This window comes from Bacillus sp. LL01, assembly GCF_001037965.1.
Genome location: NZ_LFEL01000002.1, coordinates 506,737 through 530,265, shown reverse-complemented (window position 1 = coordinate 530,265; position 23,529 = coordinate 506,737). Strand labels below are relative to the sequence as shown.

At 46.6% G+C, this 23,529-nt stretch carries 23 protein-coding genes; all 23 read left to right on the top strand.

The window, feature by feature from the left end:
* The first annotated feature begins 1 nt into the window (after position 1).
* The 23 genes from atpB to spoIID all read left to right on the top strand — a co-directional run bounded on the left by atpB (position 2) and on the right by spoIID (position 23,510).
* Positions 2-754, top strand: a complete 753-nt coding sequence (gene atpB / locus AB685_RS08995; RefSeq protein ID WP_047970242.1) for a F0F1 ATP synthase subunit A — start codon at positions 2-4, stop codon at positions 752-754.
* A 57-nt stretch (positions 755-811) separates the two neighbouring features.
* Positions 812-1,024 carry a F0F1 ATP synthase subunit C gene (atpE, locus tag AB685_RS08990; protein ID WP_010200387.1) on the top strand — a complete coding sequence of 71 codons (213 nt, stop codon included), beginning with the start codon at positions 812-814 and terminating at the stop codon, positions 1,022-1,024.
* A gap of 320 nt (positions 1,025-1,344) precedes the next feature.
* Positions 1,345-1,890: a F0F1 ATP synthase subunit B gene (atpF, locus tag AB685_RS08985; protein ID WP_047970241.1), complete on the top strand. Its 546-nt coding sequence runs from the start codon at positions 1,345-1,347 to the stop codon at positions 1,888-1,890.
* Complete coding sequence (locus AB685_RS08980) at positions 1,887-2,429, top strand: F0F1 ATP synthase subunit delta (RefSeq protein ID WP_047970240.1); 543 nt, start codon at positions 1,887-1,889, stop codon at positions 2,427-2,429. The genes atpF and AB685_RS08980 overlap by 4 nt, the downstream gene beginning before the upstream one ends.
* A gap of 18 nt (positions 2,430-2,447) precedes the next feature.
* On the top strand, positions 2,448-3,959 hold the full coding sequence (atpA, locus tag AB685_RS08975; protein ID WP_047970239.1) for a F0F1 ATP synthase subunit alpha: 1,512 nt from the start codon (positions 2,448-2,450) through the stop codon (positions 3,957-3,959).
* A 121-nt stretch (positions 3,960-4,080) separates the two neighbouring features.
* Positions 4,081-4,941 carry a F0F1 ATP synthase subunit gamma gene (locus AB685_RS08970; RefSeq protein WP_047970238.1) on the top strand — a complete coding sequence of 287 codons (861 nt, stop codon included), beginning with the start codon at positions 4,081-4,083 and terminating at the stop codon, positions 4,939-4,941.
* Between the two features lie 51 nt (positions 4,942-4,992).
* Positions 4,993-6,411, top strand: a complete 1,419-nt coding sequence (atpD, locus tag AB685_RS08965; protein ID WP_047970237.1) for a F0F1 ATP synthase subunit beta — start codon at positions 4,993-4,995, stop codon at positions 6,409-6,411.
* Positions 6,412-6,436: 25 nt separating this feature from the next.
* Positions 6,437-6,838, top strand: a complete 402-nt coding sequence (locus AB685_RS08960) for a F0F1 ATP synthase subunit epsilon (RefSeq protein ID WP_047970236.1) — start codon at positions 6,437-6,439, stop codon at positions 6,836-6,838.
* Positions 6,839-7,558: 720 nt separating this feature from the next.
* A complete protein-coding gene (locus tag AB685_RS08955) occupies positions 7,559-7,933 on the top strand; it encodes an NADH-quinone oxidoreductase subunit A (protein WP_047970235.1) in 375 nt (124 codons plus the stop codon).
* A complete protein-coding gene (locus AB685_RS08950) occupies positions 7,924-8,436 on the top strand; it encodes an NADH-quinone oxidoreductase subunit B (protein ID WP_047970376.1) in 513 nt (170 codons plus the stop codon). The genes AB685_RS08955 and AB685_RS08950 overlap by 10 nt, the downstream gene beginning before the upstream one ends.
* A 2-nt stretch (positions 8,437-8,438) precedes the next feature.
* Positions 8,439-9,788, top strand: coding sequence for an NADH-quinone oxidoreductase subunit C (locus AB685_RS08945; RefSeq protein ID WP_047970234.1), 1,350 nt, complete (start codon positions 8,439-8,441; stop codon positions 9,786-9,788).
* A 3-nt stretch (positions 9,789-9,791) separates the two neighbouring features.
* Positions 9,792-10,892 carry an NADH-quinone oxidoreductase subunit D gene (locus AB685_RS08940; protein WP_047970233.1) on the top strand — a complete coding sequence of 367 codons (1,101 nt, stop codon included), beginning with the start codon at positions 9,792-9,794 and terminating at the stop codon, positions 10,890-10,892.
* Positions 10,892-11,902 (top strand): NADH-quinone oxidoreductase subunit NuoH, encoded by a 1,011-nt coding sequence (gene nuoH / locus AB685_RS08935; RefSeq protein ID WP_047970232.1) that lies wholly within the window; start codon positions 10,892-10,894, stop codon positions 11,900-11,902. Before AB685_RS08940 ends, nuoH begins: the two co-directional genes overlap by 1 nt.
* A 221-nt stretch (positions 11,903-12,123) precedes the next feature.
* Positions 12,124-12,543, top strand: coding sequence for an NADH-quinone oxidoreductase subunit NuoI (nuoI, locus tag AB685_RS08930; RefSeq protein WP_047970231.1), 420 nt, complete (start codon positions 12,124-12,126; stop codon positions 12,541-12,543).
* Complete coding sequence (locus AB685_RS08925) at positions 12,540-13,079, top strand: NADH-quinone oxidoreductase subunit J (protein WP_047970230.1); 540 nt, start codon at positions 12,540-12,542, stop codon at positions 13,077-13,079. The genes nuoI and AB685_RS08925 overlap by 4 nt, the downstream gene beginning before the upstream one ends.
* Complete coding sequence (gene nuoK / locus AB685_RS08920; RefSeq protein ID WP_047970229.1) at positions 13,076-13,390, top strand: NADH-quinone oxidoreductase subunit NuoK; 315 nt, start codon at positions 13,076-13,078, stop codon at positions 13,388-13,390. Before AB685_RS08925 ends, nuoK begins: the two co-directional genes overlap by 4 nt.
* Positions 13,391-13,762: 372 nt before the next feature.
* Positions 13,763-15,631 (top strand): NADH-quinone oxidoreductase subunit L, encoded by a 1,869-nt coding sequence (nuoL, locus tag AB685_RS08915; RefSeq protein WP_047970228.1) that lies wholly within the window; start codon positions 13,763-13,765, stop codon positions 15,629-15,631.
* Entirely contained in the window at positions 15,628-17,166 is a 1,539-nt protein-coding gene (locus AB685_RS08910) for an NADH-quinone oxidoreductase subunit M (protein WP_047970227.1), read from the top strand. The genes nuoL and AB685_RS08910 overlap by 4 nt, the downstream gene beginning before the upstream one ends.
* 6 nt (positions 17,167-17,172) lie before the next feature.
* Positions 17,173-18,708, top strand: a complete 1,536-nt coding sequence (gene nuoN, locus AB685_RS08905) for an NADH-quinone oxidoreductase subunit NuoN (RefSeq protein ID WP_047970226.1) — start codon at positions 17,173-17,175, stop codon at positions 18,706-18,708.
* A gap of 295 nt (positions 18,709-19,003) precedes the next feature.
* Positions 19,004-19,234 (top strand): DUF1146 family protein, encoded by a 231-nt coding sequence (locus AB685_RS08900; RefSeq protein WP_047970225.1) that lies wholly within the window; start codon positions 19,004-19,006, stop codon positions 19,232-19,234.
* Positions 19,235-19,878: 644 nt separating this feature from the next.
* The gene (locus AB685_RS29710; RefSeq protein WP_053073768.1) at positions 19,879-20,706 is read left to right on the top strand and encodes a YwmB family TATA-box binding protein; all 828 of its coding nucleotides are present in this window, start codon (positions 19,879-19,881) and stop codon (positions 20,704-20,706) included.
* A gap of 32 nt (positions 20,707-20,738) precedes the next feature.
* Positions 20,739-22,043, top strand: a complete 1,305-nt coding sequence (gene murA / locus AB685_RS08890) for a UDP-N-acetylglucosamine 1-carboxyvinyltransferase (protein ID WP_047970224.1) — start codon at positions 20,739-20,741, stop codon at positions 22,041-22,043.
* Between the two features lie 438 nt (positions 22,044-22,481).
* Entirely contained in the window at positions 22,482-23,510 is a 1,029-nt protein-coding gene (spoIID, locus tag AB685_RS08885) for a stage II sporulation protein D (RefSeq protein WP_047970223.1), read from the top strand.
* The last annotated feature ends 19 nt before the right edge of the window (positions 23,511-23,529 follow it).

Below are 23,529 nucleotides of genomic sequence, written 5' to 3'. Positions count from 1 at the left end.
GTTGGGTCACAGTGCTCCTATACGGACGGTTGACTTGTTTGGTTACGACCTGCATTTCAACTTGTCAAATATTATGATGACTATAATAACAGCCTTAATCGTGTTTCTTATTGCCTACTTGTGCACAAGAACACTGGCATTGAAACCTACCGGAGCGCAGAACTTCATTGAATGGTTGGTTGACTTTGCAAAAGGTATCATTAACAGTACCATGGATTGGCAAACAGGAGGTAGATTCCTTGCATTAGCTCTGACAATTATGATGTATGTATTTGTCGCGAATATGCTCGGGTTGCCATTTGCGATCATACTTGGTGACGACCACACTTTATGGTGGAAATCGCCGACAGCAGATCCTGTTATTACGCTTAGTCTCGCGGCAATGGTAGTAGCATTGACGCATTATTATGGGATTAAGATGAAAGGCTTTAAGCAATACGGGAAGGACTTCTTCAAACCGATGGCGTTCTTATTCCCACTTAAGATTATTGAAGAATTTGCTAACACATTAACGCTTGGTCTACGTCTTTACGGTAACATCTTCGCAGGTGAAATTCTGCTAGGGTTGTTAGCTGGACTGGCAGTTAACGGTTATCAAATGGGCTTCATGTCCGGAATTATTGGAACAGTTGTTGCAATCATTCCTATGTTGGTATGGCAAGCATTCAGTCTTTTCATTGGAACCATCCAAGCATTTATCTTCACCATGTTAACAATGGTTTATATGGCACACAAAGTGAGTCATGACCATTAATTTATAAATTTTTAATAACCAAAAAAACTTTTTTTAATCATAAGGAGGAAATTATCAATGGGTCTTATAGCAGCAGCAGTTGCAATTGGTTTAGCAGCACTTGGAGCAGGTATTGGTAACGGATTAATCGTAAGTCGTACAGTAGAAGGGATCGCTCGTCAACCTGAGCTTAAATCCACTCTTCAAACTACAATGTTCATCGGGGTAGCACTAGTTGAGGCGATTCCTATCATCGCTGTAGTTATCGCGTTCATGGTTATCGGTGGTTAATAAACTGCTCGAATATTTCTTAAGTTTCAATAATGGCGAAGTACGTCTCACCTGAGAACCTTCGCCTTTCCTTTAGTATGAACAATTTCCAGCTGATTATTGGAGCACAGGGCGAAGACTCCTTCGGGAGGTAGCGCTTGGTTGAGACCCCGCAACGAAGTGAGGAGGCTCAAGCAGCGCCCCGAGGAAAGCGAAGCCCAGTGCGGAAATCATCAGCGACGTTTAACGCAACATAAAAATACTTGGGTCTCCAAGTATTTCGCCTTGTAAGTAAACAAAATGTCTAGCCAAGGTGCCCTTTAGGTGCTTGTGCTTTTCTTATGTATTCCTCGAAGGGAGTGAAAGCATTGTATAGCTTAGATCACTTAGTGCTTGGTGCAGGATCCCTAACTTTAGGAGATGCACTATTCCAGTTAATTACGTTTTTAATCTTACTATATTTCCTTAGAAAAGTTGCTTGGGATAAGCTAGTTGGGATGATGAAGCAACGTGAAGACCACATTGCAAACGAAATTACAGCGGCAGAACGAAGCAATGAAGAAGCAAGAGTTCTTGTAGATGAGCAAAAAGCTCTTTTAAAAGAAGCTCGCACTGAAGCTCAGGCTTTGGTGGAAAGCGCGAAAAAGATAGCAGAAGATCAAAAAGCAGATATCGTAAGAGCTGCTCAAGAGGAATCTGCACGTTTGAAAGAAGCGGCAAGAAAAGAGATCGTTCAGGAAAAAGAGCAAGCAGTTGTTGCTTTGCGTGAACAGGTTGCTTCCTTGTCCGTATTGATCGCTTCTAAAGTGATTGAAAAAGAACTAAACGAAAAAGATCAGCAGAAGCTTATCGATGATTACGTGAAACAGGTAGGCGAAGTGCGATGAGCAAAAGCGGAGTAGCAAAGCGTTATGCATTGGCTCTTTTCGAACTGGCTAAGGAAAACAATCTTTACGCCCAGTTTGACGCAGAGCTTGCAGAAGTGAAAAAGGTGTTCATGGACAACAAAGAACTTGATGTTGTGCTGAGCAACCCGAAAGTACGCAAAGACTCTAAAAAGCAAATCGTTCGCGAGGCATTTGCTTCTGCATCACCATTTATCGTAAACACTTTACAGCTTTTAATAGACCGTCACCGTCAAGGTATCGTTATCGATATGATTGACGAGTACAAAGAGCTTTCCAACGAAGCGCTTAATGTGGCAGACGCGAAGGTTTACTCTGTTCGTGCATTATCTGATGCAGAGCAGGCGACACTTTCTTCTGTATTCGCAGCAAAAGTTGGAAAAGGTTCCTTGAACATTAGCAATATCGTAGATCCATCCTTAATCGGCGGTGTGAAGATTCGCATCGGCAACCGTATTTTTGATGGAAGTGTCAGTGGAAAATTAGAACGTCTAGGACGTCAACTTACAACGAATAGATAGTAGATAGGGGTGAAATTCATGAGCATCAAAGCTGAAGAAATTAGTGCGCTGATAAAAAAGCAAATCGAAAATTATCAGTCGGAAATCGAAGTTAGCGATGTTGGTACTGTTATCCAAGTTGGGGATGGTATCGCTCGTGCTCATGGTCTCGACAACGTCATGGCTGGAGAGCTAGTTGAATTTTCTAACGGAGTAATGGGTCTTGCCCAAAACTTGGAGGAAAACAACGTCGGTATAATAATCTTAGGACCTTATACTGGAATCCGCGAAGGCGATGCAGTTCGTCGTACAGGCCGTATCATGGAGGTACCGGTAGGTGAAGCACTTATCGGCCGTGTAGTAAACGCATTAGGCCAACCAGTAGATGGTTTAGGTCCAATCGAAACAAACAGAACTCGTCCAATCGAAGGGCAAGCTCCTGGTGTTATGGATCGTAAATCCGTTCATGAGCCACTTCAAACAGGTATCAAAGCGATCGATGCGCTTGTACCAATCGGACGTGGACAACGTGAGTTAATTATCGGAGACCGTCAAACAGGTAAAACATCTGTTGCGATCGATACGATTCTTAACCAAAAAGACCAAGACATGGTGTGTATCTATGTTGCAATCGGTCAAAAAGAATCTACTGTTCGTGGAGTAGTAGAAACGTTACGTAAGCACGGTGCACTTGATTACACAATCGTTGTAACTGCATCTGCTTCTTCACCAGCTCCAATGCTATTCCTAGCACCTTACACTGGAGTAACAATGGGTGAAGAATTCATGTACAACGGCAAGCACGTTCTTGTTATCTATGATGACTTAACGAAGCAAGCTGCTGCATACCGTGAGCTTTCCCTACTATTGAAACGTCCTCCAGGTCGTGAAGCATACCCTGGTGATGTATTCTACCTTCACTCCCGCTTGTTAGAGCGTGCAGCGAAGCTAAGTGATGCAAAAGGCGCTGGATCTTTGACAGCTTTACCGTTCATCGAAACGCAAGCTGGTGACGTATCCGCCTACATCCCGACAAACGTTATCTCCATCACTGATGGACAAATTTTCTTACAATCAGACCTATTCTTCTCCGGTGTTCGTCCTGCGATCAACGCTGGTCTTTCCGTATCACGTGTTGGAGGATCCGCTCAAATCAAAGCGATGAAAAAGGTATCAGGTACATTACGTCTTGACCTTGCATCCTACCGTGAGCTAGAAGCGTTCGCGCAATTCGGTTCTGACTTAGATAAAGCGACTCAAGCAAAACTTAACCGTGGAGCTCGTACAGTTGAAGTACTTAAGCAAGGCTTGAACAAGCCACTTAAGGTAGAAAAACAAGTTTCCATTCTTTACGCTCTTACAAAAGGCTTCATCGATGATGTTCCTGTACAAGATGTAACTCGTTTCGAAGACGAAATGCTTACATGGTTAGAGCACAACCGTAAAGAACTATTAGAAGAAATCCGTACTACTAAAGGATTACCAAGCGACGAAGCAATGGCTGAAGCAATCACTGCATTCAAAAAGACTTTCGTAGCTACTGAAAAGTAATAAATCTAGATCGACATTGTGAGTTACACACCATGCGATGGAGGAAGCCGAACCAATCTTCGATTCCTCCTTTCCATGTGTCTAACCGCTCTGAATAGGGTTAAAAAGGTGGTGAGATCCTTTGGCATCATTACGCGACATTAAAACGAGAATTACCTCGACGAAGAAGACTAGTCAAATCACAAAAGCAATGCAAATGGTTTCCGCATCGAAACTGAATCGTGCAGAAACAAATGCAAAAGCTTTCAATCCTTACATGAATAAAATCCAAGAGGTTGTGGCAAGTATCGCACTAGGAAGTACAGATGTATCGCATCCAATGCTAGAAAGCCGTCCGGTAAAACGTACAGGCTACATCGTAATCTCCTCTGACCGTGGTCTTGCAGGTGCCTATAACAGTAACATCTTACGTACGGTTTATCAGACGATTCAAAAACGTCACAAGTCTCAAGATGAATACGCAGTAATTGCCATCGGACGAATCGGCCGCGACTTTTTCAGAAAGCGTAATGTTCCTGTATTCTCAGAAATTACTGGTCTAGGCGACCAAGTATCCTTCTCAGACATCAAGGATATTGCGAATCGTGCAGTTAGCATGTACGCGGATGGGACGTTTGATGAGTTATACGTGTATTACAACCACTTTGTAAGTGCAATCTCCCAAGAAGTAACAGAGAAGAAGCTTCTTCCTCTTACTGACATTGCACCTACATCCAGCAAGATTACATCCTATGAGTTCGAGCCTTCCCAAGAAGGTATCTTGGAAGTATTGCTACCGCAATATGCGGAAAGCCTGATCTACGGCGCATTGTTAGATGCAAAAGCAAGTGAGCACGCTGCTCGTATGACAGCGATGCAAAGTGCAACAGATAACGCGAAAGAGCTTATCCAAGGCCTTACACTTTCTTACAACCGTGCCCGTCAAGCAGCAATCACACAAGAGATTACCGAGATTACGGCTGGTGCTTCGGCTCAACAGTAATATAGAACGTTTGAATCAAAATTTTGCAAAAGTAAGTTAGGAGGGAATACGATGAAAGGTCGCGTTACTCAAATCATGGGTCCAGTTGTTGACGTTAAGTTCGACAGCGGACATCTTCCTGAAATATACAACGCTCTTCATATTAATCACAAAGCGCGTAGCGGAAACGAAGTAGATATTACTTTAACGCTTGAGGTTGCACTTCACTTAGGTGACAACACAGTGCGTACAATCGCTATGGCTTCTACAGACGGTGTCGTTCGTGGCATGGAAGTAGAAGATGCTGGTCACCCTATCTCTGTACCAGTAGGTGACGTAACACTTGGTCGTGTTTTCAACGTACTAGGAGAAAACATTGACTTAGATGCTCCAATCCCTGCAGGTTCTCGTCGTGATCCAATTCACAGACTAGCTCCTACATTCGAACAGTTATCTACGGATGTGGAAATCCTTGAAACTGGTATCAAAGTAGTAGACTTACTAGCTCCTTACATCAAAGGTGGTAAGATCGGTCTATTCGGTGGTGCCGGTGTAGGTAAAACGGTACTTATCCAAGAATTGATCAACAACATCGCACAAGAGCACGGTGGTATTTCCGTATTCGCAGGTGTTGGTGAGCGTACTCGTGAAGGAAATGACCTTTACCACGAGATGACTGACTCTGGCGTTATCAAGAAAACTGCCATGGTATTCGGACAAATGAACGAGCCGCCTGGAGCACGTATGCGTGTTGCACTAACAGGTCTTACAATGGCTGAGTTCTTCCGTGATGACCAAGGTCAAGACGTACTATTCTTCATGGACAACATTTTCCGTTTCACACAAGCAGGTTCTGAGGTATCCGCCCTTCTAGGCCGTATGCCATCTGCCGTTGGTTACCAACCAACACTTGCTACTGAAATGGGTCAATTACAAGAGCGTATCACGTCTACATCTGTAGGTTCTGTAACGTCTATCCAAGCGATCTACGTTCCAGCCGATGACTACACGGATCCGGCTCCAGCAACAACTTTCGCTCACTTGGATGCAACAACTAACCTTGAGCGTAAGCTTTCCGAGATGGGTATCTACCCAGCGGTTGATCCTCTAGCATCCACTTCCCGTGCATTGGCACCAGAAGTAGTTGGAGACGACCACTATGCAGTAGCTCGTGAAGTACAGGTTACTTTACAACGTTACAAAGAATTGCAAGATATCATTGCTATCTTAGGTATGGATGAGTTAACGGACGAAGATAAACTAACCGTTCACCGTGCTCGTCGTATCCAGTTCTTCTTATCTCAAAACTTCCACGTTGCCGAGCAGTTCACTGGACAAACTGGTTCTTACGTTCCTGTTCAAGAAACTGTTAAAGGTTTCAGAGAAATCCTTGACGGCAAATACGACCACCTTCCAGAGGATGCATTCCGTCTAGTTGGACGCATCGAAGAAGTAGTCGAAAAAGCGAAGCAAATGGGTGTAGAAGTTTAATTAAAGGGACCTAGGAGGGAATGAAATGAAGACGTTAAAAGTCAGTGTAGTTACTCCCGATGGCCCGGTTTATGAATCAGACGTAGAAATGGTAGTAGCCCGCGCTCAAAGCGGTGAGCTGGGAGTTCTACCAGGACATATCCCTATGGTTGCTCCACTTCAGATCGGTGGCGTCCGTATGAAAAAAGACGGCAAAACCGAACAAGTGGCAGTAAACGGAGGCTTCCTAGAAGTGCGTCCTGATAAAGTAACGATCCTTGCCCAAACTGCAGAAGCAGCAGAGCAAATCGATCTTACACGTGCAGAAGAATCAAGAAAACGCGCCGAGCAACGTCTACAGTCCAAACAGGACGACATCGACTACCGCCGCGCCGAACTTGCCCTTCAACGCGCAATCAACCGCATCAACGTAGCCAAAAGAGGGTAACATTACCCTGTGCATATAAGAATGTTAAAACCCCCTCTCACCAGAGCAGACGTGCTTTGGTGGGAGGGGTTTTTGTGATTTAAAGAACTAAAGGGGGTCTGACCCGCTGTGCGGTGAAGTGTTAAAGGGAAGGGGCTGCACGCATGATGGACAGCTCATGACGGGGGATTAGAGATGTCGACTTTGCTCGAGGTGTGTCGATTTCCTGATATAATCGAAGTTTTCTTGATAAACACCCGAGTTTTCAGGATATATCTTAATTTTTCCTGATATATCGTGAGTTTTCTTGATATATCCTGACTTTTCCTGATATCCGAAAAGCCAATTACCTCCTTTCAACTAAAACCCCTCAGATAACCCAATTTCATCAGCTCAAACACGCAACCAAGCTGACTTTTTTTAAAACAAGCCAATTTTCTTTTGAATTTTGAGTGAAGTTGCCCTCAAAATGATCCGCAATATACGAAAACTTGGACAAAAACTTCAATTTGCTAGTTTTAGAAAATCCCATGTTATCCGTTTCTCCACCCGGTCCTCCCAAAAAACAAGAAATTCACCAGCCAGCAAAAATAAGTCTCTTCGCCCCCCTAAAAACAATAGCCATTATAAGGATATCTCCTGTCGACACAGATATTGGTATTTGATATAATTGTTATCGGTTACATTTTTAAATATTATGAGCAGTCTGAAAATGAATGAGAGACTTCGGAGGGGGCGGGCATGAATCTACTAAACTTATATCAAAATAACTATTTGATAGTGGTTGTATTCTTGGCTCTAGGGGTATTGCTTCCGGTCGTGGCGCTTGCTATTGGACGGGTTTTACGCCCGCATAAGCCGAGTGTTGCCAAGCAAACGACCTATGAAAGTGGAATTGATCCCTTTCATGATTCACGTGTTCAGTTTAATGTTCGTTATTACATATTTGCCCTATTATTTGTCATTTTCGACGTGGAAACGGTGTTCCTATATCCATGGGCGGTGGCATATGAGAAGTTGGGGATATTTGCACTAATTGAAATGCTTATTTTCGTAGTATTACTACTTATTGGATTAATTTACGCATGGAAGAAGAAGGTGTTGAAATGGATCTAAATCTAGAGAGTATTTCACCAGAGGAGATGGAAGAGCTGAAACAGACGATCTTCCTGACAACATTGGAGGAGCTGAAAGCTTGGGCCCGCAGTAATTCCATGTGGCCGATGACTTTCGGTCTTGCTTGCTGTGCAATCGAGATGATGGGTGTAGGATCCTCACATTACGACCTCGACCGTTTTGGTTCCTTTTTCCGTACATCTCCTCGTCAATCCGACTGTATGATCGTATCTGGTACCGTGACGAAAAAAATGGCACCAGTGTTGAAGCGCTTGTATGATCAGATGCCTGAGCCGAAATGGGTCATTGCGATGGGATCCTGTGCAACTGCGGGTGGTCCGTATATCAAATCCTATGCCGTAGTCAAAGGAGTGGACCAGATTGTACCTGTAGATGTCTACATACCGGGATGTCCACCGAATCCAGCGGCTCTTATTTATGGAATCAACAAGCTCCGTGAAAAAATCCGCTACGAAGCCAAGACAGGGAAGCAGGTGATCTAGCAGTGAGCGACGAGAAAAGCCTGGAAGAAAAAAAGAAAGAGGCCGCAGCCAAAGCGAAAGCTGCCGCACTTGCAAAGTTAGAAGCGAAAAAGAAGATGGAAGCAGCACAGGCTTCTCAAGATGATAATGAAGGCACATCCGATACACCGGAAGCATTAACCAATGACGAAACACGCCCGGAAAACAACACAGATGACGCTAAAGAATTGGCGAAAAAGAAAGCCGCAGCAGCAGCCAAAGCAAAGGCCGCCGCACTGGCAAAACAGAAAGCAAAAGAACAAGTTGCATCTGACGCGGAATCACCTGATGCAACCGACGACGCCAAAGAGCTAGCCAAGAAAAAAGCCGCAGCAGCAGCCAAAGCGAAAGCTGCTGCACTCGCAAAACAAAAAGCAAAAGCCGCATCCGAAGAAACAGCAGGGGACACGAGCACTGACTCCTCCGCAACCGACGATGCCAAAGAACTAGCGAAAAAGAAAGCCGCAGCAGCCGCAAAAGCAAAGGCCGCCGCACTGGCCAAACAAAAACGAGAAGCAGGCGACACGTCATCCGATTCAACTGCATCCGATGGAGACGATGCCAAAGCAAAAGCCATCGCCGCAGCAAAAGCAAAAGCTGCAGCAGCCGCTAAGGCCAAAGCAGCAGCACTAGCCAAACAACAACGTGACGGAGGTTCGCCAGCAACATCAGATTCCACCGACACCGGCACAGATGACCTGCAAGACGAAAAAGCGAAAGCCATCGCTGCCGCCAAAGCAAAGGCAAAGGCCGCAGCAGCCGCAAAAGCGAAAGCAGCCGCCGCTGCCAAAGCAAAAGGAGCTGCATCCGGCACAGCAGCCGACGGAACAGGAACAGAAACACCGGCACAACCATCACCAAACCAGAAATATCTAGATAAATACGTAAAAGTGATCAACGATAATCTTGGTGAAAACACCCTGGAAGACGCGTACATCAACACGCTCTCCAAAGATGTTCCGACACTTGTCGCGAAACCCGAGACCTATTTTAAAGTGGCATCATTCCTGCGCTACAACGAACAACTGACGTTTGAATATTTGTCGGAGATGCACGGATCGGACTTTGAGACACATATGGAGATCTACAACCATTTTTACTCCTATAAGAACAAGCAGTCCGTGGCATTGAAGGTGAAAATAGATCGGGAGAATCCTGTCATCCCATCCCTGCAGCCATTGTGGGAAGGGGCGAACTGGCCGGAGCGTGAGACGTACGATCTGCTCGGCATCCAGTTCACAGGACATCCCAATTTGACGCGAATCATGATGCCGGATGATTGGGTAGGTTATCCGTTGCGCAAAGATTATGAGCCGTACGATGTGGAGGTGTAGCAGATGATTCGCACAGAGGAGATGCTACTGAATGTCGGACCACAACATCCAAGTACCCACGGGGTGTTCCGACTCGTTATTAAAATCGATGGGGAAATCATTAAGGAAGCGACACCGGTCATCGGATACCTTCACCGCGGAACCGAAAAACTCGCGGAGAACCTCCAGTACACACAAATCATTCCGTACACAGACCGGATGGACTACTTATCAGCAATGACGAACAACTATGTGCTTGTTCACGCGGTAGAAACGATGATGGGGCTGGAAATTCCGGACCGCGCCGAATACCTCCGTGTCCTTGCAATGGAACTCGGACGTGTAGCCAGTCACCTTGTTTGGTATGGTACATATTTGCTCGATATCGGGGCGGTCAGTCCGTTCCTATACGCGTTCCGTGAGCGCGAAATGATCATCAACCTTCTAAACGAGCTATCAGGTGCCCGCCTGACCTTCAACTATATGCGTGTTGGAGGCGTGAAATGGGATGCGCCTGAAGGCTGGATTGAAAAAGTGGAAGAGTTTATTCCATATATGAGGGAGCAGCTGAAAGGCTACCACGACCTTGTAACAGGCAATGAGATTTTCATGAGCCGTGTGAAGGGGGTTGGCCGTTACACGAAGGAGGATGCCTTTGCGTACTCCCTGAGTGGAGCCAACCTCAGATGTACAGGCGTGAAATGGGATCTTCGTAAAGATGAGCCATATTCCATCTACGACCGCTTCGATTTCGACATTCCGACCCGTGAAGGCGGAGATGCATGGGCACGTTACCACTGCCGCATGGAGGAAATCGAAGAATCGCTGAAAATCATTGAACAAGCAGTCGCTCAATTCCCGAAAGAAGGCGAGATCATGGCAAAAGTTCCAAGGATCATCAAAGCGCCAAAGGGAGAGGCATATGTACGCATCGAATCCCCGCGTGGCGAGATCGGCTGTTACATTGCCAGCGACGGAAAAAAAGAGCCTTACCGTCTGAAATTCCGCCGTCCGTCCTTTTACAACCTGCAGATACTGCCGAAGCTTCTAGAAGGCGAAAACATGGCGAACCTGATTGCCATTTTAGGGGCAATTGACATTGTCCTCGGGGAGGTGGATGGCTAATGATGGAAGGATTATTGCATTCATCACCATCCTGGACGAATTTTTTCATATTCTTCGGATTGGCTACCGCACTGCTGCTTGCCGTCCTGGGCTTCGTAACGTACGGAATACTTGCCGAGCGTAAGGTAATGGGCTTCATGCAAGGACGTATCGGACCGAACCAGGTCGGGGGCTCCTGGGGATTGCTCCAGACAGTTGCCGACGTATTAAAGCTTCTTATAAAAGAGGACACGATCCCGAAACTCGCGGATCGACCATTATACATCATCGCACCAGTAATCGCCTTCACACCGGCGTTCATGGTGCTTGCCACCATTCCATTCACCGACCGCTTCCAGTTTGCGGACATCGGGGTGGGCTTGCTCTACTACATCGCCATTTCCGGTATTACAACGATCGGCGTCGTTGCGGCAGGATGGGCATCGAACAACAAGTACTCGCTACTCGGGGGTATGCGTGCAGCGGCCCAAATGATTTCCTATGAAGTGCCGCTTGTCATGTCAGTAATTGGGGTTGTCCTGCTAGCAGGTAGCCTTAACCTAAACGAAATTGTCGCCGCTCAAGGCGAAACATTCTGGTTCATCATCCTGCAGCCGGTCGGATTTCTCATTTTCGTAATCGCATCCGTGGCAGAGTTGAACCGTACACCATTCGACCTGCCGGAAGCCGAATCAGAGCTTGTGTCAGGTTACCATGTCGAGTACTCCGGCTTCCGCTGGGCATTCTTCATGCTTGCAGAATATGTCTACCTATTCGCGATGGCATCCTTGACCACCGTCCTATTCTTAGGCGGATGGCTGCCACCATTCGAGTTCCTCGGATTCATTCCTGGCGCCGTCTGGTTCGCACTAAAATTCAGCGTCGTCGTATTCGTGCTCATCTGGATCCGAGTCACCTTCCCGCGTCTGCGCGCAGACCAACTCATGGAATTCGGCTGGAAAGTACTCTTACCAGTAGCACTAGCAAACATCTTCTTCTCAGCGATTATGAAGGAATTGTTCTTTAAATAACTCGGAAGTAAGAGAGATCCATAGCTGGTGATTGGAGCACAGGGCGTAGACTCCTACGGGAGGTAGCGCTTAGAGGAGACCCCGCAGGCAAAGCCGAGGAGGCTCCGCAAGCGCCCCGTGGAAAGCGAAGCCCGGTGCGGAAATCAACAGCGGTGTTTAAGCAATAACAAAAACTCACTTTCATTACTAAAGGGGTAACGGAAGAATAGGGGTGAAACGAAATGCGCGGTCTTGCAAAAGGTTTAAAATATACCCTACAAAACTTGACGAAGAAAAAAGTGACCTATGACTACCCGAACGAGCCGCTCCCACTACCGGACCGGTTCCGCGGCATCCAGAAGTTCTACCCGGAAAAATGCATCGTCTGCAACCAGTGCGCCAACATCTGCCCGACAGACTGCATCCAGCTTACCGGGAAAAAACATCCGGATCCGACGAAAAAAGGGAAAATCATCGACACATACGATATCAACTTTGAAATCTGTATTCTGTGCGATCTCTGCACAGAGGTCTGCCCGACCGAAGCCATCATTATGACCAATAATTTTGAGCTTGCCGAATACAGCCGAGATCGACTTTTCAAAGACCTGCAATGGCTCGATGAAAACGATACGAACATCCGAAGGGAGAACAAGGCATGACCATTTCCGGTGAATTTATCGCATTTCTATTCCTAGCAATCGCTGCGATCGCCGGTGGAGTCCTCATGCTCAACCTGACGAAAGTCGTCCACATGGTCGTTTCCCTTGTGTTCACCTTCATCAGCATCGCCGGCATCTATGTCATGCTCTCTGCTGAATTCGTAGCGGCTGTCCAGATTCTCATCTATTCCGGAGCCATCACCATCATCATGCTATTCGGAATCATGCTAACCCGTCACAACGACGAATCCGAAACATCAGGACTTGGCCGTAAAATACTCGTCGGAGCAGGAGTCCTCGGCTTTGCTGCAGTCATGTACTTTGGACTCTACAGCCTTGACCTGGGATCACAAGAATCAGCCGACCTGCATGTAAACAACACCGAACAAATCGGGGTGGCCATCTATGCCAAATACGTCATTCCATTCGAACTGACCTCGGTTATACTGCTCGTGGCCCTTGTCGGAGCGATCATCCTGGCAAGACGAGATGACGAAGACGCAGAAGTTGTTAAAGAGGAGGCGACCAAGGAATGAATGGAGTTCCATTATCAGCCTACCTAGTACTAGCACTAATATTATTCTGTATCGGACTTTACGGGGCACTAACCAAACGCAACACCGTCATCGTCCTGATCTGTATCGAACTCATGCTGAACGCCGTCAATATCAACCTTGTCGCATTCAGCAAATTCGGCATCGCGCCGTCCATCACAGGGCAAGTATTCTCCCTGTTCACCATCACCGTCGCAGCAGCAGAAGCCGCAGTCGGCCTGGCTATCCTCATAGCCCTCTACCGAAACCGACGCACCGTCAATATCGACGAAATGAATACGTTGAAAAACTAGCGAAACAACCAAGCTGTTGATCGAAGCTTCTTGCGCAAATCAACAGCCGCGTATAAAGTAATTTTCAGTTGAGTTTTAGAAAAAGGTGAAGCCAGAAATGCACACCAGTTTCCCCAGATGGTTGGAGTGTAGGGTATGAGACTCCTATGGGAGATAGCGGTAGCTTGAGACCCCGCAACGAAGTGAGGAGGCTCAAGCACCGCCCCATGGAAAGCGAATACCCGAAACGCAAATCATCTGGGAGGTCACCAAACAACAAAGCTTTTTGGTTGCCTTACAAAAATAAACTCTACCTCCGCAAGCACCAACTCAGCTTGCACAAAAACGCAGCCAACAAACACAAACCTGCGTAAAAGAAGGGGACTTGATACGATGATGGAAAATGCCTGGATCATCCCGCTTTTTCCGCTGATCTCCTTTATCCTACTACTGCTTGTCGGCAAAAGAATGAAAGAATCGAGCGCACTACTTGGATCCGCACTAATCGGTCTGTCGCTCATCTTTTCCCTCATGGCACTTTGGGAGCGGTTTTCAGCACCAACCTTTAAAGCCACATTCGACTGGCTCCAAATAGGAAACGTCGTCCTGACGGCGGGATATGAAATCAATCAATTAAACGCCCTGATGCTTGTCGTAGTATCACTTGTCAGCTTACTCGTACATATCTATTCCAAAGGTTACATGAACGGAGACGACCGTTTCCACGTGTTCTACGCCTACCTAGGCCTGTTTACCTTTGCCATGCTGGCACTAGTGATGTCACCGAACCTGCTTCAGCTCTACATCTTCTGGGAGCTTGTTGGAGTAGGATCGTTCTTGCTCATCGGGTTCTATTTTTATAAAAATGAAGCAAAAGCCGCTGCCAAAAAAGCGTTCATCATGACGCGTATCGGGGATGTCGGGTTATTCATCGGGATTATCCTATTATTCTGGCAGGTCGGCAGCTTCGAATACGATGTGATTTTTGCCGCAGTCGAAGCAGGCGCAATATCCGCCGGCATGCTGACCCTCATTGCCATCCTTATTTTCATAGGGGCGATGGGGAAATCGGGTCAATTCCCATTACACTCCTGGTTACCGGATGCGATGGAAGGTCCGACACCGGTATCCGCCCTTATCCACGCCGCGACAATGGTTGCAGCAGGGGTGTATCTAGTGGCAAGCCTGTTCCCGCTATTCAATGCCAGTGAAACAGCGCTTATGACCGTCGCCATCGTTGGTGCGTTCACCGCGATTTTCGCGGCGTCAATCGGCCTTGTGCAAAAGGATATTAAAAGAGTACTAGCCTACTCCACCGTCAGTCAGCTTGGCTTCATGATGCTGGCACTCGGCTCGGCAGGCTATGTGGCAGGGGTTTTCCACCTCACCACACACGCATTCTTCAAAGCATTGCTGTTCCTTGCAGCAGGTAGCGTCATCCATGCCGTTCATACGCAAAATATCGACGAAATGGGCGGACTTTGGAAAAAGATGCGCACAACAGGAATCCTGTTTCTAATCGGAACCCTTGCCATCACAGGAGTTCCGCTGTTCTCCGGGTTCTTCAGCAAAGAGGAGATCCTCATTGCCGCCTGGGTGAACGGTAATCCATTCCTATTTTTACTGGCACTAATCGCCGCTTTTTTCACGGCATTCTATATGTTCCGCCTGTTCTTCCTTGTCTTCACGGGCGAGGCACGCGGGGACCAGAGCCATGCCCATGAGTCACCGTCCGTCATGACCATTCCGTTGATTGTGCTTGGCGTGTTGGCCGTGGTGGCCGGGTACATGAACACACCTTGGTTCGGCCATTTCCTTGGTGACTGGCTGACAGAAGGGACCACCATGTACGGACCGTCCCATATTGAAGGCCCGCTCTGGATCATGGTCGCCGCCATTCTCGTCTCGGCTGCCGGAATCGGAATCGCCTACCTGGTTTACTATCGCCGTTCGATTCAACGCGAAACGTTCAGCCAGGGAGCACCACATCTTTACGGGATTCTACGCAATAAGTACTTTGTCGATGAATTCTATAAGATGACGTTCGTCTATGGATCACGCGTCATCAGCCTTTTTCTGAAATACATCGACGAGTTCCTTGTCCACGGAACGATGAAGGGAATCGCCGCGGCGTCCCAACAAATCGGTAGACTCGGAGCCAAAGTCCAGAACGGCCAAACCCAGACCTACGGAGCCGTAGCGTTTGTCGGTCTCGCCATTCTCATCATCATTTTCGTCTTTACAGGGGGGTACATCGGATGAATAGCTTATTCTTGACAGCCTTGATCTTCGCCCCTCTTTTAGGTATCTTAGTACTTCTTTTTACACCAAAAACAAATGTGGAATCCATCAAAATTGTCGGTTTCCTCGCAACCCTGCCATCGTTGGTGCTAGCGCTCATCGCGTTCTGGCAATACAAGGCGGGAGCAGGACTCGAGCAGTTCGCAGTAAAACACGAATGGATCACGTTCGGCAACCAAGGACTGACAAAGCAAATCTACGGTTCCCAGGTGTACCAACCGATTTCCTACGAGCTTGGAATCGACGGCTTCTCGCTTGTCATGATCCTGTTGACGGCAGTCCTTTCCACGCTTGCAGCAATCGCATCTGTCCATATCAAAAAAGAATGGAAAGGCTACTTCATCCTCTTCCTTCTTTTACAAATCGGGATGCTAGGTGTCTTTGCAGCGGAAAATCTGCTCTTATTCTTCTTTTTCTTTGAACTCACCCTGATCCCGATGTTCTTCCTAATCGGGAAGTGGGGCTATTTTGAAAAAGAAAGCGCGGCCTACCGTTTCCTAATCTATAACGGACTGGGTTCAGCCATCCTGCTAATCGTGTTTGTCGTCCTTTTTGCAAAAACAGGAACGATGAACATAGCAGAAATCACGGCCATGTTCACAGGCAACAGTGACGCCATGTTCCTTGGCGAGGTTTCAGATGACCTACGCATGGGGCTACTCATTGCATTGCTCGTGGCATTCGGAGTCAAGCTGCCGATCGTGCCACTGCACAGCTGGATGCTGAAAGTGCACGTTCAAGCACCGCCATCCATCGTGATGCTGCATGCCGGCGTCCTTTTGAAAATAGGGGCATTCGGTCTCATCCGTTTCGGTGTCGGAATCTTCCCGGAACAATTCGACCAGCTCGCATTCATTCTAGCAATCTTGGGTGTCGTGAATCTCCTTTACGGAGCGTTCCTCGCACTCATCCAAACAGATTTCAAAATGGTGCTGGCATATTCCAGTATCTCGCATATGGGAATCGTCCTGATCGGCCTTGCAGCGCTAAACGAAGCGGGAATCCAAGGCGCGATCTTCCAGGTTGTCTCCCACGGCTTCATCGCGGCACTCCTGTTCTTTTTAATCGGAGTCATGTACGAACGCACCGGAACAACCGACATCGGAAAACTTGGCGGCCTTGCCAAAGCGATGCCGTTGACTGCAGGATTCTTCCTGGTCGGAGCCATGGCATCACTCGGTCTCCCGGGGATGTCGGGATTCGTCAGCGAATTTCTTGCCTTCATGGGGCTTTTCCGTGAAATGCCAGTCGTTGCGGCAGTCGGAACACTTGGTATTATTTTGACAGCGGCGTACCTGCTGCGAGCTGTGCTTGGAATGACATTCGGGACCAAAGCGGCAGGCTATGGCGAAAAAGTCGTCGACCTCCGCGGAGTCGAATACATTCCCGTGTTTGCCATGCTATTCTTCATCGTCCTGATCGGAGTCTACCCGAGCATTCTCGCACAACCTCTGCAAGACACCATCAACGCCATCATTTTAGGGATAGGAGGGTGATAGGAGATGGATTTAGAAACCTTACTCAGCTTTGATTGGAGTGTCATGGCACCAGAATTCATCATCCTTGGTGTAGCAACCCTTCTCTCACTATTGGACTTATTTTTACCGAAAAAAATAGATCGGAGACTGCTCGGATGGCTCGGATTCGCCAGCATCCTAACAGCCCTCGGATTTTTGGTGGGCATGTACGACAAGGGGCCGACGGAAGTCACCACGATTTTATATGAAACATACCGACTCGACAGCTTTGCGATGGCATTCAAAACGCTGATCCTAGTAGGAGCCGCGTTCGTCATGCTTATGGCCATCAGCTACGAGCCGAAAGAAGGATTGAAGGAGTACAGAGGGGAGTTCTTCTACCTCTTGCTGCTCGGCGTACTCGGAGCCATGATCATGTCTTCAAGCGGCGATTTGATCACACTTTTCATCGGACTTGAGCTGTTGTCTTTGGCTTCATATGTATTGGCTGGCCTTCGCAAAAAGAATATGCAATCCAACGAAGCGGCCATGAAATACGTCATCAATGGCGGAATTGCCACCGCCATCACCCTGTTCGGGATGAGCTACGTGTACGGTCTGACCGGCACGACCAACCTGCAGGAAATGTGGATGACACTTGCCCAAATCAACGCACGCGACATGCAGTTCCTGCTGGTCATCGCCTTCATGATGATGTTCGTCGGCTTGTCTTTCAAGCTTGCAACAGCACCATTCCACATGTGGGCACCGGACGTCTACCAAGGCGCGCCAACACCGGTAACAGCATTCCTTGCAGTCGTATCCAAAACAGCAGGCTTCATCATCGTCCTGCGTCTGTTTGTTACATTGTTCTTCCCAACGAAGGCAGCAGAAGGCTCGTCCATGTTGTTCTCCATGGGTGAATTCATCGCCGTGCTGGCCGTTGCTTCCATGATCATCGGAAATTTCGTCGCACTGCGTCAACGCAACGTCAAGCGCATGTTCGCCTACTCGGGAGTGGCGCACGCCGGCTATCTATTAGTACCTTTGGCAACCATCAATTTCATCTTCATTTTCGAAGCCATGTGGTTCTATTTAGTAGCTTATTTGTTCATGAACATTGGGGCGTTAGCGGTATTGCAAGTCGTGACAGCGCGTGATGACTCCGAGGATATAAGCCGGTTTGCCGGTCTATACCAACGGTCACCGTTGCTTGCTGTGTTGATGTCGGTATTCCTGCTGTCTTTGGCCGGAATCCCAGGTACAGCCGGATTCATTGGAAAACTATCAATTTTCGTCGGTGCCATATCAGAACCGAACAACGCATACGTACTTGCATCGGTCTTAATCCTAACTACCGTCGTCTCATACTTTTACTATTTCGGTATCATGACCCAAATGTTCTTCCGCCCGGCAGCAAGCCAAGAAAAAATCCACGTTCCCATTGGAATCTGGATCACAGTGCTGGTGTGCGCGGTTGGAACATTGGTGCTAGGTATCCTTCCAGGCCTTGCCATGGACATGTTTGGGAACAATTTTGACATTCTGTTGGATATCTTTGAAACCGACAAGAACCACTGATTCTGAGGTTTGTCACATATAAGGGGTATATGATTTAATAGAAAAGAAGGAGTTGGGGAGCTCCTTCTTTTTCGTGTATTATTATAGGAAGAAACTATTGAAATAAGGTATATGGAGCTGGTGATTGGAGCGAAAGGCGGAGACTCCTGTGGGGGAGTAACGGTTGGTTGAGACCCCTGAAGCGTTGTGAGGAGGCTCAAGCACCGTCCCGCGGAAAGCGAAGCCTAGCGCGGAAATCACCAGCGGCGTACACCCAGACTTTTAATTAAAAATATAGAGGAGGCAGCAATTCGCCATGATCGATATCGGAGTACAAGCACTCGTCAGCATCATCTCACACCTACTATTCATCAGTATCACCTGGTGGGCACTCCAAGCCGTACAATACGAAAAATGGATGAAACCGAAAAAAGTCGTCCAGGTCAGACTTCTGCTTATTTTGGTCACCGTTGCCATCGGCTCTTCAGTAAGTAATTTCTTTTTAGACTATTTGTTCCTGTCACAGAGGTTGCCGATGATTTGGTAGGGGAGGAGTTAAAGGGCTGGTTTAGAAAGATTGGAAAACAGGGGGGCTGGTTCTTTGCTCACTTGCAACACCTAACTCACTCACGGCGAGAAGCCGCCCGTTCTGGTGTCCGCTGAATCATTAGACGTTTTCGCTGGAATAAATGAAAAAACGCTGAATTATCTACATTTTCGCTGAATTATTTAAATTAACGCTGAAAAAATAGAAAATTCGCTGGAATATCAAAATATTCGCCGAATCGCCTCTCCACCAGCCAACCTGCATAAATCAATCTCGTAAAATACCCACTTTCCTATGGGTATTTTCTTTTTTCTGGCCTCTAAAGCACCAAAAACCACTCGAATTCCTTCTCCAAAAACCAAAAAAACAAAAACAAAACCCAATTACCAACTTCTAATAAAACCAAAAGCCTCAAAATATTTAAACCTAGCTTTTTCGACATCCATCGCAAAACTCCTGCGAGGGTCTGACCCCCTTTTTTTTCTTTTTTCCTCCTCGGCGACCAGTTTCGACATCCACCCAGAGACTCCTGCCGGGGTCTGACCCCTTTTCACAAAAAAATTGACGAACAAACCTATGTATCTCTCACTCCCAACCTGGCCACACTGGTTACTAACAAGCAAAGGGGCGTGGGGGATATGCGTGTGAAGGATAATAATACAAAGGGCGTAATAACTAATACTAAATATGCAGAAAAGAAGTGGGCTTTTGTTATTAATAGATTGCTAGGACTATTTTTTATTTTATTAATATGTTTTACAGGGGTAATTCTTGGGAATGAAAGAAGCAGAGCTCAATTACCAAACGATATCAGTACTGAGATACTCGAAATCGCAAAAGTTTTTCAAAAGGAGAAAATAAATGTTCAGGAATGGAAACTTTATGGGCGGATGAACGTCTATAAAATTAGGGATTTAGTCACTTTTCAAAAAGAGATAAATCGGTTAAAACAGAATATGGGCCATCTTAGTTGGAATGTGATGGAAGAAGAGGATCAATGGAAGGCAGTTGGGACTTATTATAATGATTTACTTAAACAAGAAGAGACCCTTCAGCTCATCACCACCCACACAAAGACATCCCCAAGCTCGTATCTATTATATGAGGTCACAGGGTTTGGCTGGCAAGATGACTCAGCAACAGAGATAATAAACAATTTCCATTCGAATGTTACCAGTATTTCTCAGGGAGACTTTGAAATATTTAGTTGTATGATCGGCGATTTCAGTGCTAAAATGGAAGGTGGTTTGCAAAATACGACAAATATTTTGCTAGACTCATTTTCAGCACAAATAGTTGAAGAGATTCAGGAAGATACCTTTGTTTCCGTTTCAGCATATACTGAAGCATGGAATAATGTTCTTCCGACACAACAGGGAAAGATGAACTTACAAATCGGGCTACGAACTCAAGGAATGGGCGATAAGACTACCGTGATTGTAGGCACGCCAATTATTACTGTTGAATATTAATATATAGAATATAAGACGCGGAGGGGAACGTTTTGGAAAAAATCATCGTCCGCGGCGGACAAAGGTTAAAGGGTACTGTGAAAGTAGAAGGTGCAAAAAATGCAGTACTACCTGTCATCGCCGCAACTTTATTAGCTAGCAAAGGCAAATGCGAAATCTTAGATGTACCTGAGCTCTCCGACGTTTATACGATTAACGAGGTTTTGCGTTATTTAAATGCCGATGTTGATTTTGAAAATAATCGTATAATTGTCGATGCAACAAGAGAGCTTCACACAGAAGCACCGTTTGAATATGTACGAAAAATGCGTGCATCCGTATTGGTAATGGGATCATTGCTTGCACGTAACGGAAAAGCGCAAATTGCTTTACCTGGAGGCTGTGCAATTGGTTCAAGACCAATCGATCAGCATTTAAAAGGATTCGAAGCGATGGGTGCGAAAGTAAAAGTTGGAAATGGTTATATCGATGCCGAAGTAGACGGAAGATTACGAGGCGCGAAAATATATCTTGATTTCCCAAGTGTGGGAGCAACGGAAAACATCATGATGGCTGCGACTCTTGCTGAAGGTACAACAATCATGGAAAACGTTGCAAAAGAACCGGAAATCGTAGACTTGGCGAACTTCTTGAACTCCATGGGAGCGAAAGTTCGTGGAGCAGGTACTGGAACAATCAGAATTGAAGGGGTTTCCGAATTACACGGTTGCCAACATAACATCATCCCTGACCGCATTGAAGCAGGCACATTCATGGTAGCAGCTGCAATCACAGGTGGAGACGTTATCGTTGAAGGCGCAGTGCCGGAACATTCCAGCTCTTTAATCGCCAAAATGGAAGAGATGGGCGTTAAGTTTGAAGAAGTTGAAAACGGATTACGCGTTATCGGACCGGAGAAGCTGAAGTCGATTGACATCAAAACGATGCCTCACCCAGGATTCCCGACTGATATGCAATCCCAAATGATGTCCTTATTATTAGCGGCAGAAGGCACTAGCATGATCACCGAAACAGTGTTCGAAAATCGCTTCATGCATGTTGAAGAGTTCCGTCGTATGAACGGCGACATTAAAATCGAAGGACGTTCCGTTGTCATCAATGGCCCATCGAGCTTACAAGGCGCAGAAGTGGCGGCAACAGACCTACGTGCAGCAGCAGCATTAACCTTGGCGGGATTAATTGCAGACGGATACACTCGAGTAACCGAACTGAAACACTTAGATCGTGGCTATGTCAACTTCCACAACAAGCTGGCAGCACTAGGTGCAGACATCGAACGAGTAAGCTCAATGGATCAAGAACAAACAGTTATCCTAGAGCAAATCAAAGAAGCCTAAACACACCAAAATAGCCAATCATATATTTATATTCTACATCAAGGGTCAGACTCCTTTAGGGGTCTGACCCTTTTTTGAAGTTTTTTTGGAACCTTCGGAGACTTCGACATAAGTGCGGAAATTCCTGCGGGGGTCTGACCCCAGCAGGGAACTTTTTTTCTAACTACTTACTAATATTCCAACTATTTTTCTATCAGACCAATTTTTTCGGTGGTAAAGGTGAATTTTCAGAAAGTGATAGCTTATGTATATATAATATAGAAATTTGTAGGCATTTTGCTCCTTATATCTTCGTTCATCACTCGGTATGAAACTCGCAAAACCTGCCCATTTTTTAGTCATAATTGCTTGTCCACTCCCATAAGAATGAAAGAGTAAAGGTATCCAGTATCCAACCCTCAACAACCTACTACTTTTTGTTATCGGAGGCTCAGCGCTATGAGAAACTTGAAACCAATTATCGTACTCACATCTGTCCTATTTGTCATGGTATTAATGGTACCCACATTGTTAGTTATGCCGTTTGTTGATAAGGAAAGCGGCCAACTGGCAGAAGAACTCCAATCGAAGCAAGAAGTCCAAACACAAGTGGAAATAGCTGAATCCCCCATTGATGTGGCAGTGTATCGCAACAAGCAAGAGATGATCGAGAATATTCCATTGGAAGATTATATTGTCGGAGTGGTTGCTTCCGAAATGCCTGCCGACTTCGAGCTTGAGGCATTAAAAGCCCAGGCACTGGCAGCGCGTACGTATATACTAAGGCAACTTCTAGCTGAAGAGAAGCTCGGAACACCCGATGGTGCGGATGTGACTGATACCGATCAACACCAGGTGTATAAAAGTCCAGAAGAACTCAAAGCAATTTGGGATGCAGATGATTTCGACTGGAAAATAGAAAAAATAAAACAGGCAGTGGCCGAAACGGCCGGAACTGTCCTTACCTATAATAATGCACCGATCGATGCAAGCTATTTCTCCACCAGCAACGGCTACACCGAAAACTCTGAGGAATACTGGCCAAATGAAATCCCATACTTACGCAGCGTAGCAAGCCCATGGGATGTAGATTCGGAAAAATACTTGAGCCAAGTAACACTGACCATTCAAGAGTTTCAATCCAAGCTTGGTGTGACGCTCGGAAATGACGGTGCGGTAGGGAAAATCATCTCCCGCACGACAGGGAACCGAGTAAGCACCGTCGATATCAACGGTAAGCAACTCTCAGGCAGGGAAGTGCGCGATACCCTTAAGCTGCGCTCCAGCGACTTCACCTGGGAACGCAAAGGAGATAACATCGTCATCACCACCAAGGGCTTCGGCCACGGCGTAGGCATGAGCCAATACGGTGCCAATGGCATGGCCCTAGAAGGCAAAAGCTACACCCAAATCATCACCCACTACTACAAAGACGTGGAGATCGCCAGCGCCGACCAATACCTCAACAAAGTGACTGCGAAGCAATAGCGGCAATAGCAATAGAAAA

What these genes read in the sequence shown, in the direction of transcription:
- atpE (WP_010200387.1), top strand. Translation starts at nt 812, where the DNA reads ATGGGTCTTATAGCAGCAGCAGTTGCAATTGGTTTAGCAGCACTTGGA.
- atpF (WP_047970241.1), top strand. Translation starts at nt 1,345, where the DNA reads ATGTATTCCTCGAAGGGAGTGAAAGCATTGTATAGCTTAGATCACTTA.
- AB685_RS08980 (WP_047970240.1), top strand. Translation starts at nt 1,887, where the DNA reads ATGAGCAAAAGCGGAGTAGCAAAGCGTTATGCATTGGCTCTTTTCGAA.
- atpA (WP_047970239.1), top strand. Translation starts at nt 2,448, where the DNA reads ATGAGCATCAAAGCTGAAGAAATTAGTGCGCTGATAAAAAAGCAAATC.
- atpD (WP_047970237.1), top strand. Translation starts at nt 4,993, where the DNA reads ATGAAAGGTCGCGTTACTCAAATCATGGGTCCAGTTGTTGACGTTAAG.
- AB685_RS08960 (WP_047970236.1), top strand. Translation starts at nt 6,437, where the DNA reads ATGAAGACGTTAAAAGTCAGTGTAGTTACTCCCGATGGCCCGGTTTAT.
- AB685_RS08955 (WP_047970235.1), top strand. Translation starts at nt 7,559, where the DNA reads ATGAATCTACTAAACTTATATCAAAATAACTATTTGATAGTGGTTGTA.
- AB685_RS08950 (WP_047970376.1), top strand. Translation starts at nt 7,924, where the DNA reads ATGGATCTAAATCTAGAGAGTATTTCACCAGAGGAGATGGAAGAGCTG.
- AB685_RS08940 (WP_047970233.1), top strand. Translation starts at nt 9,792, where the DNA reads ATGATTCGCACAGAGGAGATGCTACTGAATGTCGGACCACAACATCCA.
- nuoH (WP_047970232.1), top strand. Translation starts at nt 10,892, where the DNA reads ATGATGGAAGGATTATTGCATTCATCACCATCCTGGACGAATTTTTTC.
- nuoI (WP_047970231.1), top strand. Translation starts at nt 12,124, where the DNA reads ATGCGCGGTCTTGCAAAAGGTTTAAAATATACCCTACAAAACTTGACG.
- AB685_RS08925 (WP_047970230.1), top strand. Translation starts at nt 12,540, where the DNA reads ATGACCATTTCCGGTGAATTTATCGCATTTCTATTCCTAGCAATCGCT.
- nuoK (WP_047970229.1), top strand. Translation starts at nt 13,076, where the DNA reads ATGAATGGAGTTCCATTATCAGCCTACCTAGTACTAGCACTAATATTA.
- nuoL (WP_047970228.1), top strand. Translation starts at nt 13,763, where the DNA reads ATGATGGAAAATGCCTGGATCATCCCGCTTTTTCCGCTGATCTCCTTT.
- AB685_RS08910 (WP_047970227.1), top strand. Translation starts at nt 15,628, where the DNA reads ATGAATAGCTTATTCTTGACAGCCTTGATCTTCGCCCCTCTTTTAGGT.
- nuoN (WP_047970226.1), top strand. Translation starts at nt 17,173, where the DNA reads ATGGATTTAGAAACCTTACTCAGCTTTGATTGGAGTGTCATGGCACCA.
- AB685_RS08900 (WP_047970225.1), top strand. Translation starts at nt 19,004, where the DNA reads ATGATCGATATCGGAGTACAAGCACTCGTCAGCATCATCTCACACCTA.
- spoIID (WP_047970223.1), top strand. Translation starts at nt 22,482, where the DNA reads ATGAGAAACTTGAAACCAATTATCGTACTCACATCTGTCCTATTTGTC.